Origin of the sequence: Bradyrhizobium denitrificans, assembly GCF_013179005.1 — a bacterium.
GTDB classification, from domain to species: Bacteria; Pseudomonadota; Alphaproteobacteria; order Rhizobiales; family Xanthobacteraceae; genus Bradyrhizobium; species Bradyrhizobium denitrificans.
The window spans coordinates 41,289-54,516 of the sequence record NZ_JABFDP010000001.1 but is presented as its reverse complement, the minus strand read 5'-3'; the positions used below and the strand labels follow the sequence as shown (position 1 = coordinate 54,516).

9 protein-coding genes are annotated in these 13,228 nt (G+C 62.4%); all 9 read right to left on the bottom strand.

Annotated elements, in window-relative coordinates; genetic code table 11:
- Positions 1-8: 8 nt before the first annotated feature.
- The 9 genes from HL671_RS00165 to HL671_RS00125 all read right to left on the bottom strand — a co-directional run bounded on the left by HL671_RS00165 (position 9) and on the right by HL671_RS00125 (position 12,407).
- Complete coding sequence (locus HL671_RS00165; protein WP_172235280.1) at positions 9-1,376, bottom strand: Y4yA family PLP-dependent enzyme; 1,368 nt, start codon at positions 1,374-1,376, stop codon at positions 9-11.
- The gene (locus HL671_RS00160; protein WP_172235443.1) at positions 1,376-1,804 is read right to left on the bottom strand and encodes a ParB N-terminal domain-containing protein; all 429 of its coding nucleotides are present in this window, start codon (positions 1,802-1,804) and stop codon (positions 1,376-1,378) included. The genes HL671_RS00165 and HL671_RS00160 overlap by 1 nt, the downstream gene beginning before the upstream one ends.
- A 227-nt stretch (positions 1,805-2,031) precedes the next feature.
- Positions 2,032-3,957, bottom strand: a complete 1,926-nt coding sequence (locus HL671_RS00155; protein ID WP_246579565.1) for a TonB-dependent receptor — start codon at positions 3,955-3,957, stop codon at positions 2,032-2,034.
- 1,380 nt (positions 3,958-5,337) lie between these two features.
- On the bottom strand, positions 5,338-6,462 hold the full coding sequence (locus HL671_RS00150) for an NAD(P)/FAD-dependent oxidoreductase (protein ID WP_172235278.1): 1,125 nt from the start codon (positions 6,460-6,462) through the stop codon (positions 5,338-5,340).
- Between the two features lie 145 nt (positions 6,463-6,607).
- On the bottom strand, positions 6,608-7,438 hold the full coding sequence (locus HL671_RS00145) for an N-acyl homoserine lactonase family protein (protein WP_172235277.1): 831 nt from the start codon (positions 7,436-7,438) through the stop codon (positions 6,608-6,610).
- A 531-nt stretch (positions 7,439-7,969) separates the two neighbouring features.
- A complete protein-coding gene (locus HL671_RS00140) occupies positions 7,970-9,205 on the bottom strand; it encodes an MFS transporter (protein WP_172235276.1) in 1,236 nt (411 codons plus the stop codon).
- Complete coding sequence (locus HL671_RS00135; RefSeq protein WP_172235275.1) at positions 9,202-9,702, bottom strand: cupin domain-containing protein; 501 nt, start codon at positions 9,700-9,702, stop codon at positions 9,202-9,204. Before HL671_RS00135 ends, HL671_RS00140 begins: the two co-directional genes overlap by 4 nt.
- Before the next feature lie 586 nt (positions 9,703-10,288).
- On the bottom strand, positions 10,289-11,128 hold the full coding sequence (locus tag HL671_RS00130; protein ID WP_172235274.1) for a GntR family transcriptional regulator: 840 nt from the start codon (positions 11,126-11,128) through the stop codon (positions 10,289-10,291).
- 79 nt (positions 11,129-11,207) lie between these two features.
- On the bottom strand, positions 11,208-12,407 hold the full coding sequence (locus HL671_RS00125; protein ID WP_172235273.1) for an amino acid aminotransferase: 1,200 nt from the start codon (positions 12,405-12,407) through the stop codon (positions 11,208-11,210).
- Positions 12,408-13,228: the final 821 nt, after the last annotated feature.

The window sequence follows — 13,228 nt, the reverse complement described above, 5'->3', positions numbered from 1 at the left end:
TGCCTCTCCTATGTATCGGGAATCAGCGTGAGTTGCCCTTTGCCGTCCTGGGCGACGCAGAGGCGGTTCGGCATCGGGTGGCGGTGGAACTGATTTTCGAGCAGATCCATCTGGTAGCCGGCAGTATTGGCGTAGACGAGAAGATCACCTGCTTGCGGAGCGACCGGAAAGGTCAGCCAGCGGTTGGAGAGCACGTCGTCATCCAGGCAGCTATGTCCCGCGAGATAGGCTCTGATCGGCGGAGCGCCGGCCGGGCGCGCGTCGTGCGGAATCAGGATCGGGTCGACCAGGAATTCGGATCGGAACCAGGTTTCGCATGCGCTGAAGCTGCTGCCCTCCACGAAGAGGACATGCGCATCGCAGGCCAGTGCCTTCACGCGCGTCACTCGGAAGACCGACAGCGCCGCGTGATCGGCCAGCGCCCGCCCCGGCTCCATCGCCAGCACCAGCCCTTCATCGGTCAGATAGTCAGCAATGCTGCGGCCGTCGGCCAGCGGAGCACGGAGCAGACAGCGCAGCCAAGTGGCCGCAGAGAGCCTGCCGCCATAGGGATAGAACGAAGCCGGCACCTCGCGCGTGCGATAATCCTCGGGCGCCTGTGCCGCGAGATGCGCCTGATAGACGTCATGATCGACATACTGGGCCGGAAGCCCGCCACCGATGTCGATCATCCGCGGCGAGAAACCGCGTGCGCGGCATTCGCCGATCAGGCCGGCAACCTCGTCGATCGCCTGCGCGCGCGAGGGCCAATCATAACCGCCCAAGTGAAAGTGCAGCCCATCGAGGCGCAATCTGCGCTCGTCCGCGATCTGCGCCAGGCAACGCCGAATGGCGGCGGCCGGCATGCCGAAGCGGCTTTGCGCCTGGCTGTGAGGGCGCAACCGCAACAGCACCGGGCAGACCGGCTCGCGTTCGTCCGAAGGCAAGCTGCCGATGAGATCGTCGAGCTCCTCGGGCGAATCGACAGAAATCAGCGCGTTCGCTGCAATGAGCTCGCGGTGGAACGCGGCCGTCTTTGCCGGCCCGGTCGCCACGATCTGCGCGCCGTCCGCACCGAGGCGCCTTGCCTCGCGCAGCTCATAGAGGCTCGACACGTCGATGCCTGCGCCCGCGCCCAGCGCGGCGGCCAACAGCGCCGGCGACTTATTGGCCTTCGCTCCATAATAGATCGCGTGCGCGACGCCGCTATCCTGCAGCACACACTTGAGCGACGCGATGTTGCTCTGCAGCTCTTCAGGCCAGATCAGATGGGTTGGGGAGCCATGATGCGCGATCCAGCCGTGCAGGAGCGCGCCGTTTTCGTTGAGCAGCGCCAGGGCGCCGGACCTCAGAAGAGGCGGCAAACATGCGCCAAGCTTGTGGCCGTGCAACAGCATCACCCGGCTCTCTCGAGGTCAGCTGGTGCAAGCCTGGCCGGCGCAGGATGGCGCAAGGCCTCCAGCGAGAGGCTGCAGCTCGGCAGGCCCTGGTCGACGATGTGTCGCGTCGTCTTGCATGGAAAGGTCCGGCCGCTGCGCGCCATCGCAAAGATGCATGCGGGTGTGATCGTCAGATCCGGCCGCCAGCTCTCCAACCGCACGACCGTGTAGTCCAGCGGCACCACCGGGATGAACGCCAGTCGCAGGCGACGTGCCACCGTGAGCCGATGGTGGCCGTCCATGACGAACAGCGCGTCCTTCTCAATGGTAATGGGAACAGTCCAGATACCCTGGCGGAGGATCTGCGCCTGCAGCTCGATGACCCTTTCGGGATCGACGTCCTCGGTTGGAATCAAGCTTTCGGGCGATACGAGGCGGACTTGCATCTCGATCAACTCGATCTCCATATGAGTGGGCGGCCGTTGTTCACCACGTCCTTGGAGCAGAGCCGCGACATTGCCCCGAGGCGCCAGCTGCGAGGGCAAGCCGTGGCGCCCCGCGCAGCGATGGAGGAGGCGAGGCACGACCATGCGCCTCACCGAGCCGCAAACGGATCGTTGCGGTGTCCATGATCGTGCTTCGCTTACGTTCCGGCTGACGAGCAACGCGGCAACTACATGTCCACGCTCATCGACAGCAGGTAGGTGCGCGGCGCACCGAGGAAGAAAGTCCCGAATGACGCCACGCTTGACCAGTAGCTCTCCCCGGTCACGTTCTGGATATTCGCGCGGAGCACCGTCTTTTTGCCGTTGATCATCGTTGTGTAGCGGGCCCCGAGGTCGAGCCGCGTCCAATCCGGAATGGACTGGCTGTTGCCCGCATCGATGAATTGCTTGCCCGTATAGATGACGGCGCCGTTCAAAGTGAGCCCTGCGACCCACGGCAGGTCCCATTCGAGGCCAAGATTGGCCTGCAGGTTCGGAACGCCGATAGGCGTATGGCCCACATTGGACGCGACCGCGCTCTTGGTCAGGGTCCCATCCAGAATCGCCAAGCCTCCGAGCACGCGGACGCTCTGCGTGAGTTCGCCGGCAACGTTGAGCTCGATCCCCCGTACCCTTTGCTCGGCGGTGGCCGCGAAGCGCCCCGCAAACAGCTCCCCGCTCGCCTTCGAGATCTCGAAGCCGCTGAGAGTGGTCGCGAGCCGGCCGAAATCGACCTTGATGCCGGCCTCATATTGTCTTGCGACATAGGGAGCGAGAACCTCGCCGAAATTCGAAGCTTGCTGCGGCGCGACGTCACCGCGGCTGAGGCCTTCGATGTAGTTTGCATACAGAGACAGGTGCTCCAAGGGACGGATCACGAGGCCAACCACGGGCGTGGTCGCGCTCTTGTCGTAGGACGACGTCAGCGTTCCAACATTGGACAGATAATTATTCGCCTCGATACCCTGGCGCCGGACGCCCAGGGTCAACAACACACGCTCGTCGAGCACCGACAGCGTATCAGCGACCGACACGCCAGTGAGCGTGCTGTCCGAGAGCCTTGGACGCCCCGGCATATCGTTCGCGAACTGCGTGGCAGCGAGGCTCGGACTGTAGATGTTCGAGGTGACAAGCGTTCCGTTGGTCAAGCGCCGGTACAGCTCGTCATGATAGACCGAAGCCTGGACAGTCAGGGCATGGTGAACAATTCCGGTGTCAAATCGCGCGCGGAATCCGCCATCATAGGTATATCGATCGATGTTCAGCCCAAAGAATTGCGGCGTCGACGTGGTATCGCCACGAGCATTGATGATCGTCGGCAGGCCGAAGAAGCGTGACACATCGGTTCGCGAGCCGCCGATATCGCCGAACAGCGTGACCTGGTTGCTCAGATCATATTCGTTCCGCCACAACACGGATTTGTCGTCGATGTGCGACCATTCCCAAGGCTGGGTCACATTCAACTTGCCGTCCGGCGCCGTGGGCACCTGCAGGCGGGGAGCCATCAAGAAAGGCCGTACAGGCGCGTCGAACCGATCGGTCTGGGCGAGCAGATAGAGCCAGGACCTGTAGCGCTGGCCTTGGTAGTCGAGGGCAAGCGAGCCAACGCCGGTCGTCTCAGACTGACGGTCGATCGGCGTATCACCGCCCCGCAGACTGCCGCTCGCGCGCACGCCCCATTCCCGCCCGGCACCATAGCGTCGCGCGACGTCCCATTGCCCTCCGAATCGGGCGGTCGAGCCGTAATCCAGCGTGAAGCGGGTCAGATCCTCCCCGGCGCGCTTGGGCACGACATTGATGACACCACCGACGCCGCCATTCGGCGCGGCGCCCGACAGCGCAGCCGAAGGCCCTTTGAGCACCTCGATGCGCTCGATATAGTCGGTGAACAGCCGATAGGTCGGCGCGATTCCGTAGAGGCCTTCGAAGGCGAATTCCCCGCTGTTGCCTTCGCCGATCGGAAAGCCGCGAATGTTGAAGGAGTCGAGCACACCGCCGCCCGGATGAGTGCTGCGCACGGAGGGATCAAGGATCAGCGCATCCGCCGCTGTCGCGGCCTGCCGGTCCCGGATCAAATTGTCCGTATAGCTGGCGACATTGAAGGGCGACTTCATCGTAGGGACATTTCCGAGCAGCCCCACGCGTCCCCCGAGAGCGACCTGACCGCCGGCAAAGGCCGGCGCGACGCCGGGCGATGACGCCTCCGGTGCTCGATCAGCGCGTGACGGGGGCGGCGGCGCGTTGCGCCGCGAGGCGGACCGAGTGCGTGCGGGAGGCCGCTTGGCTGGCACGGCGCGAGTCGACCGAGCCGTGGGGGCATCAACCGTCACGGGCGGCAGCGCCATTTCAGCCTGCGGCTGAGAATGGGCGGGCATCTCGAACAACGTCACTCCACCCAACAAAGTCGCAACAAATGGAGCTACTGCTCCCCCCACGCGAGTACGCCGCATTCCCACCAAACTCCCCAACACAGGCCAGCATGCCGCATTGATCCCACGATCGGCCTGCGGTGACCGCGGATAACGAGTCGACTCGGCATCTGCTTCTGATGACGCAGATCACGCTGCGGTCGGCTTCCTTAGAAACTTACCCGCTAAGGTAGCTCTCACGCCGACAAACCGATCACAGATTGCCCTTACTTTTTTACCGCTTTGCTTAGGGCGACATTCGAGCGGCCGCAACGCAAATGCGTTCGCGACTAATTAGAATGCCTCGACGATCGATCATCTAATTATCTGACCCTATCGTTTAGATTCATCCTAAGGCGCGCCACGGGACATACTTCCCGAATGTACGCATGGCATTTTCCCGGAGACGGACGATGTCTAAACGATGCAGCGCATTTGAAGATGCCGCCAAACAGATGCCACGCCGATGAGTTGCGTGCATCGAATCTGTCTCAATTTGATTGCTGCGTGCAGGGGACCGATTTCCCGGAGCGCGCCTATGCGCACGGCCTTCCCGGCGGAAGTCAGCCGCTGCGAGGACGCCTTAGGCTCATCTCGGCGATGGCGGCACTCAGCTGAGCCTTACGCAACACAGCCGAGCTGAGGCATCGCTTCGCGATAACTCAGCATGATTGTCGAGCTCGATTGCGGTGAACTCACGACGTCGAAAGTGACATTTCGGTGAAACGGATCGAGCGACCACCCCCGCCACGGCATGAATGGGATCACACGGCCTCGGAGATGATTGCAGCACGATCGATGTTAGGCAGCATCTATCGATGCCGGCAGGGCATTCGGCGCATTCTCATGCGCGCAGCACAGGACTTGATAGCTGCACCTCGCCAGCGCCGCCTGACGGCAGGCAGGACAGGTGCTGAGTTGTCGATCAGGTTAGAGCTGGCCTTTCAGAGCGATGATCCACCGATCGCGATGAACAGGATCTCTCGCGCGGTCAAGATTGCGAAGCGGCCGGCGATGCTTCCAATCCGGCTTCCGCCGCTTTCGAATCCAAGTCGACATCCCTCGGAAGCTCGCGTCCAATCCTCGTCACAGGAGAGACTCGACGCGAAGCCGCCGCGATACCTCTTGCGCCAACGCAACGGCACACGTCATGCCAGGCGATTCGATGCCGAATAGATTGACGAGCCCTCCAACGCCATGGTCGGACGGCATGTCGACGACCCAATCCTGGGAGGCGCCAACAGAGCCGATTTTGGCGCGTATCCCCGCATAGGACGGCTGAAGGCTCGCGTTGGGAAGACCGGGCCAGAATTTTCGAATTGCATCGTAGAATCCTTCGGCCCGCGCCGGCGGCACGTCATAGGACATCCGCTCGACGAGTTCGACATCCGGGCCGAATTTGGCGCTGCCGTCCACGTCCAGGGTCAAGTGAACACCAAGACCGACGCTGCCGGGAACGGGGTAAACCAGCCGGTTGAATGGGACAGGAGCCGTGCAGGTGAAGAAGTGCCCCTTGGCCAGATAGTGAGGCGGCACACGGTCGGCAGGATAACCTTCCAGACAAGCGGCAAGCATCGGCGCCTCAACGCCCGCGCAATTGAGCAGCAACCGGCACTCCAATTGGACCATGCCCTCCTCAGCCGCCAGCCAGAGCCGCCAACCAGCAGTCCCCAGTTCGCCTCGCACCACACGGCAGCTCATCGCGAATGACGCACCTGCGGCTTCGGCCTCGCCGCGCAACGACAACAGATAGGCCAGCGGATCGATGACGCCGGTCGACGGCGACAGAATGGCCGCGAAGCACGACAATTGAGGCTCCAACCGCCGCGCCTGGTCCGCATCGAGAATCTCGAGTCCGTCGACCCCGCATTCGGCGCCACGGGCGGCGAGCCGCTGCAGGCCAACCACCTCATCTGCGTTTGCCGCGACGACAAGCTTGCCGACCTTCTTGTGCGGGATGCCCCGGCTCTCCGCGTAGCGATAGAGATCCCGATTGGCCCCGCGACACAGACGCGCTTTCAGACTGCCGGACGGGTAGTAGAATCCGGCATGGATCACCCCGCTGTTGCGCGACGACTGATGTTGCCCATGGCGCTTCTCGCGTTCGATGACCAGCACGTCGCGCCCGGCGGACGCCAGCTCCCGAGCCAGCGCAACCCCCACGATGCCCGCTCCAACGATGACAGTGTCCACCTCATACGCGTCATTCATCCGTCATCTCCGATGCTCGCTTGAGCCATGCAGCCAACGCGCACGCTCTCGATCTGCGAAGCGCCGTTGAAGCCGTCTTCCTGCCGCACCGGCCCGACCCGGCTCGCGCTGCGTGCCGGCGTCGTGAATGCGGGGGCGCCTTCTCTCAGGAGAACTGAGCCGCCACGAGGGAGGCAATGTCGGCGACCGGCCGCTCATGAAGACAACTGATCCGTTCATTCCGACCCAACGACGGAAACGCCGAACGCACGAGCGGATCATGACCGGGGACGACCCGATGCAGCTCGCCGAGCGCAAGTCGTTCGATATCGTCGAAGGCACGCAGCGCCTGCGGGAAACTATCCAGGATGGGAAATGGGCTCCGCCGGCTGTAGTTGGCCCAGAAGTGCGCCGCATCCGATGCAAGCACGATGACGCCACGTTCGGTGGTCACCTGCAGCGCCAGGCTCCCCGGCGTATGCCCGCCCACTTTCGCGGCCACGATGCCAGGGAACAGCGTCTCCCGATCGGCGGAAATGAGCCTCAGCCGCCCGGCGAACAGCAGCCCCAACACGTTCTGAATATCGGAGACGTCGTAGATCTTGCTGACCTGCGGATACAGCATCGCGGGACCGGTGCAATAGGTGAGCTCTTCATCGTGCACGAACACTCTCGCATTCGGAAACTCACTGAGCGCACCGGCGTGATCCCAATGCAGGTGGGTCATGACAAGATCCGTGACACCCGCCGGCGCGATCCCGAGCTCACGAAGCAGCACCCCTGGCAATGCGTGCATCACCCTGCCGCGGCGCTCAGCCGCACGGCCCAGGAAACACGTGTCGACCACGATGGCGCGATCATCTCCACGGATCACCCAGAAGAAATAATCCTGGGGCATCGCCGTATCGACATCGGCAGGCAGCGCATCGAAAAAGAAGTTCTTCCCCACCGTACGATGCGGATCGGACGCCACGTGGAGCGCAAAAACCTCGTACACCAGTCTACTCCATCAGATCGGACCACGACGTCCATCAAGACCATTGATGCAAGACTAAGACGGCCGCGAACCGTTCAGAAGCTATATCTGGCTCTATCATGCAGCGTCGATCCCAGCGGATTTGTCGTCCGATGTCCGGTGCTGTGATCGCCTGATATCGAAGCGAATATATAGTTCGACCTTCGCGACCAACGACACGCGCGTTTGCGACATCATGGCGATCCGCCCGCACCTCGCCGGCGCTGGCTGCAGCTCAATGCCATCGACAGCAGCAGATGTCCCAGCGCAAATGGCGACCGAGCTTCACTGGTGCAGGTTGTGAATGCGGGTTGTGAATTTCAAGCCGTGTCGCGCGAACGCATCCGCAGTCATCGGAGGCCGCGCGCCGTCTGCGCATCGCACAGACGAGCGCCGCCGCCGCAGACTTGCGCGCGGCCGGCGCCGGTCTCACAGCTCTCGCGCGCGCTCCCCGTCGAGCGGCACTCCCTCAATGCCGCGCAACGCCCGATGCCTCGCGGTCACGCGCGTCGGTCATGCGACGGGGACCCGACGCTCACGCAGCGCGAGCGCGCCGATCGTCACGCCGACCGCAACCGCGATCCAAGCAGCGACATACCCGCCGAGATCGGCAATCAATCCAAAGAGCGGCGGCGAGAGGCTGATCACGACGAGGTTGAGCGTCATGGCGAAACTCACGGTCGCAGCCACCGCCTCTTTCGGTGCATTTTCGCCCACCTGGAGCAGCCAGACCGGATACCAGCCGATGCCGGCGAGACCGAAGGCGGCCAATAGCGGCACCAGCAGGCCGGTCGAGGCCCCAGCGGGCAGCATCAACAGGGACAGCGTGAGACCCGCGCAGGAGATCATCAGCCAGCGCAGCGTTCGGGTGCGCCGCCCGGGCCAGAGCCGGTCGCTGATCGAGACCAGCGATACGCGTCCCACTACGCCTACGATCTGAGTCAGCGCGAATAGCGACGAAGCCGTCAGGAGCTGCGCCTTGACGGCCGACGCGAGGTACACGACGACGAAGGTCGAGAAGGTGTACTGGAATCCCGCCATGATGGCGCCGGCGGCCAATGTCGCCTTGAATCCAGGTGTCTCGTTGATGATCTTGAGGAGAGCGAAGAACGGAATGCGCCCCTTTGCGCCACCTTGGGGCGGCAGATCCCGATCGCGGTGCAGGGCGAGGAAAAGCAGCGCACCGGCCATGCCGATGCCGGCCTGCACGAGGGTGACGTTGCGCCAGCCGGCACTGATTGCAAGCGCCGGAAGCAGCAATGCCGCCGCCGCCGTTCCCAGCGGCAGGCCGGATTGGCGGATGCCCATGGCGAAGCCGCGCTCGCTGGGGGGAAACCATTTGAGGATCGCGCGCGTGCCGCCAGGCTGCACCGATGCGTAGAACGCGCCGAGCGCCACCAGACCAAACAGAAGCCCGACATAGCTGTCGACAAAATGTCCGATCGCGAATGATACGGCACTCATCGCCAGCATGGTGACGCCGACGACCACGCGCTCGCCATAACGATCGATCGCCGTGCCCAGCGGGATCATGGAGAGGATCTGCCCTCCATTCATGGCAGCAAGCAGCGCCCCGGTTTGCGCCTCGCTCAGGACGAACGCCTCCCGCCAGAACGGCACCATCACATAGGATCCCTGCGACACGACCGAGGCGGTTGCCTGCGCCATCGACGCAACGACGAGCACGATCCAGCGATACCCGATCTGCCACGATGCCTTTTGCGGAAGCGACTGATCGACCTCACTCATGCGCGTTTCCCGACCGCCATTGGATCCCCCGGCTCGCGAGCGAGCTTGTTCGATAGCCGCGCCTGTTGCGGCAGATTACCCAGCACGGCCATTACCAGGGCATCCTCGGATGAACACCGAAACGCGTGCTCGCTCCAGGCCGGCACGAGCAGAAGGTCTCCCGCCTGGACCGGCGCCTCATCGCCGCCGTCGCCAAACCAGACCACACCATGGCCGGACTGGATGATGAAGAGATGCCACCATGAATGAGAGTGCAGCCGCGTCGACGATCCCGCCGGCACGACCTGAACGGTCATCGAGAGTCCGTCCATGATCGTGAGCCCATCGATCGTTCCCGTGCTCGAGAGAGCAACGGTCCCGCGCTCGTCCTTATCAGCTGCATCCAGAACCTTGAGCAGCTCCTTTCTTCGCCACAGCACGGGAGGCCGAGCGACGTCGGCGTCGAAATGCGCGCGATAATCCGCATAGCGGACGTAATCTCCGACCCTGAGCGACATGCTTCACTTTCTCCCTTCCGACCTGGGCCAGGTGCTGATCGATGGTCAGGTGGCACTGCGGCCTCTTCAATGGCTCGCTCGACCGAATTCCGACGCGCTCAGACCTGCGCCGCGCCGGACCTCCACAGCAGGCCCCGCCGCAGCGCTGGTCGAGATCGATGAAGCCCGCCCGAATGCAGCACGCGGCTGCTCCATATAGGAGACGATTGCTGACAATCGGAAGCAATATTTGATGCTATCTGCGATTGTATATTCCAAACGTTGGTGACCGCGATCGCCAACGGAGCCGTGCGCTCTGCTGATATGACCGGACGGGAACGGGTTCGAGACGTGTTGATCGGAGACTCCTGCCGCCGACGAGGCGCCAGCGGAAGCAGCGCGTGAGCCGTGACGGCACATCACCGCGTAGGGAAGTGAGTGGCACACCGGGACCGGCCATCGGCGATGCTTCCCCCCGCGTCGAGCCAGAGCCATATGCAGCTTCATTTCAAGTCCAATCGCCATTGACCTTGCCGCCATGAACGCGACCGATGAACGCAGACAGATGGGCCCAGGCGCACCCGCGTCTGGGGCCCACGACGACTGCTCAAGCCGTGGGGAGTCGTATCGCTCCGACGCTTCGAACGAGCATGGGCGCACGGTTGACAGTCATCGAGCGCGTGCGCCCCTCTTTGATCAGCGCACCGAGGCGTTCGTGAAGATCACGGATCTGATCGTCCAGCGCCTGCTTCGCGGACATCGCATCGTGCGTGACCAGGCTGTCACGAAGCCATCTGATCGGCTCCGTCATCTCCGCACGGCCGCTGTCGTCCTCGAAATACAGCCTCCTGACGAAGCGCGTCTGCTCCATCAGCCGGACAATGTGCTCACACAACACGTCGTTGTCCGGCAGGCGCGCGATATTCATGAAGTTCGCATCGGCCAACCGGAACAGATCCTGCTCGTCCAAACCGCCCTGCTCGGCCCGGATGGGCCAGCGCTCCGGCTTCGCCCGTGCAATTGCGTCCGTCAGCAGCGTGAAGAGAAGATCGAGATTGCCGCGCATCTGATCTTCGCAGAGCGCCTTCGCCACGTAGCCGCGGTTGGGCAGCGCCTCGATCAGGCCCTCCCCAGCCAGGCGGGCGAGAGCTTCCCGGACCGGCGTCGCACTCGACGACAGAAGAGCGGCGAGATCCTCGATATGCAGCTGCTGCCGCGGCCAGAATGCATAGTCGAGACACATTTCTCTAAGAGTTGGATATACTTTGGCTCTTCGCTTCAAAAGCGATCTGTCGAGACTCTGCACAAGCTCCTCCGGAGCATTTCGATCGTCACGCTCGCGCTCCCGCTGATGGAGCGACCGCTCGATCATGATGATCAATTGTGAAACAGGTTCTATGACCGCCCCACCATTCGACTGACGGTCACTCTCCTTCGCGGAACTCATCTCCTGCAAAAACTTGTCCGAACTCGGGCAAAATTAACTTTACTCGACCTAAAGTTGCGACAAAACTGCACGGGCGCCGTCAATGCCGGCTCGAAACCTGTCGAATTGCGGCAGCGACCGACGGAAGGTTCCCCGCATTGAGCGCCGCCAGACAGATCCGCCCATCGCCCACCGCGTGAATCGCGTGGTCGACTCTCAGTCGCTCGATCTCGGTGCGGGTCAGGCCTGAATACGAGAACAGCCCGCGCTGCGCCTTGATCGGCGCGAAATTTGCTCCTCGATTGCCGCCAGCGAGCTGGTCGACGAGCTCAGCCCTCATCAGCAGGATACGCCGGCGCATGGCATCGAGTTCGTCGATCCACGTCGTCTTCAATTGCGGATCGCCCAGAACCTCGGCGATGAGGAGAGCTCCGTTGCTTGGCGCGCTGGAATATAACGCCCGTGAGACCGCGCGAGCGCGTTCGCCGACGAGTGCCGCCTGGGCCTCGCTCTCGGTAACCACGAACAATAATCCAACACGCTCTCCGTAAAGAGAGAACGATTTCGAGAAAGAGACGCTGACGAAAATCAGATTGCACGATTGCGCGATGATGCGAACCGACTGAGCGTCGGCCTCAAGCCCTTCGCCAAATCCCTGATAAGCCAGATCGATGAAGGGAATCAGGCCGTGATCCGCCAGCACCTGCGCGATGTGATTCCATTGCGCCGGCGTCGGATCGAATCCCGTCGGGTTGTGGCAACACCCATGAAGCACAACGACAGTCCCCCGGGGAAGACGACCGAGATCCTCAAGCATGCCGTCGACATCGATGTCGCAGGATTCGACGTCGTAATATCTGTAGCTCGAAACCCGGGCCCCGACAGCGCGAAAGATTGCTTCGTGATTCGGCCAGCTCGGATCGCTGATCGATGCCATCGCGTCCGGCGCGATCGCTCGGGCGAGCTCCGCTCCGATGCGAACGGCGCCTGTACCACCGACAGTCTGGATCCACGCCGTGCGCCGGCGCAGATCGTCCGCCTGGTCTTCGCCAAACACGACCGGCATGGCCTTGTTCTTCAGATCGACCAACCCCTCCGCGGGCAGATAGGGCCACGGCCGGTTGCGCGATCGAAGGCGATGATCAGCCTCGCGCACCGCTGCCAATTGAGGAATCCGGCCTTCCTCGTCATAGTACATGCCAATGCCGAGATTCACTTTGTGAGGCCTGGGGTCTTCCGCAAACAGTCTGGCCGCCAGCATGACAGCATCGGGCGGCGTTGGAGACAGATTGATCAACATCGCTTGCATCCCCTCTCACAGAGCCACAGACGATAGGTCGCGAAAGCATCTTGGGCAACCTAAGAATGTATCAGAGAAGGACAACTATTCGTTAATCCGACATGGCATGGTCGGCAGCAACAACTATCAAGCCGTGCGGCATGTCTGATTCGAAGGACATCGAATCAACGAGATCGCCCTTAGGAAGAACATTCCGCAAGGGACGGATAGGCGCTTAGTTTTTTTCAGTCGACGGCCATCGGATAGCTGTGATCGGGCCGCGGCCGGAATCAATTGAATGCCGATTACGGCTTTGTCCAGGCATATCAGTCAAGGCTGATGAGGTGACGATTCCGATCGCGTGAGGACTGCACGATTCCCCGATCGTCGAATTGAGACGATTGCAACATGCTCATGATCTTCAGCAGAGCCAAGTGCATGTCGTGCATCGTCGGGAGCGCAGACGTCACGCGCGGTCCGGCTCCTTATCTCGCCCACAGCGCGCTGGCGATCACGTCGTCTTGTCGCCTTGCGCTCCTCAATTCGATGCATCGCTGAAGGGCCGTTGTCATCATCGAGAATGCGGCACCTGCCCCTGACCGTCGGGCGAAGACAATCCACGAAATCCCGCGAGGCGCCCTGGATGGGGCCGAGGCGGCTTGCACGACCGGATTCGGTCGGGGACATGCCGGGGACGCGAGATCCTTGGCAACCGATGCTCTGCAGTGCACGTCATCCGCCTGCGCGCATGTCTCGTCTCGCCGGGCGATCATCTTACGGTTTGAATTCTCCGCCGAAAACGTGCTGTAATGGATTTCAGTGATTACGATTGGATATGGCTC

What these genes read in the sequence shown, in the direction of transcription:
- HL671_RS00165 (WP_172235280.1), bottom strand. Translation starts at nt 1,376, where the DNA reads ATGCTGTTGCACGGCCACAAGCTTGGCGCATGTTTGCCGCCTCTTCTG.
- HL671_RS00160 (WP_172235443.1), bottom strand. Translation starts at nt 1,804, where the DNA reads ATGCAAGTCCGCCTCGTATCGCCCGAAAGCTTGATTCCAACCGAGGAC.
- HL671_RS00155 (WP_246579565.1), bottom strand. Translation starts at nt 3,957, where the DNA reads ATGAAGTCGCCCTTCAATGTCGCCAGCTATACGGACAATTTGATCCGG.
- HL671_RS00150 (WP_172235278.1), bottom strand. Translation starts at nt 6,462, where the DNA reads ATGAATGACGCGTATGAGGTGGACACTGTCATCGTTGGAGCGGGCATC.
- HL671_RS00140 (WP_172235276.1), bottom strand. Translation starts at nt 9,205, where the DNA reads ATGAGTGAGGTCGATCAGTCGCTTCCGCAAAAGGCATCGTGGCAGATC.
- HL671_RS00135 (WP_172235275.1), bottom strand. Translation starts at nt 9,702, where the DNA reads ATGTCGCTCAGGGTCGGAGATTACGTCCGCTATGCGGATTATCGCGCG.
- HL671_RS00130 (WP_172235274.1), bottom strand. Translation starts at nt 11,128, where the DNA reads ATGAGTTCCGCGAAGGAGAGTGACCGTCAGTCGAATGGTGGGGCGGTC.
- HL671_RS00125 (WP_172235273.1), bottom strand. Translation starts at nt 12,407, where the DNA reads ATGTTGATCAATCTGTCTCCAACGCCGCCCGATGCTGTCATGCTGGCG.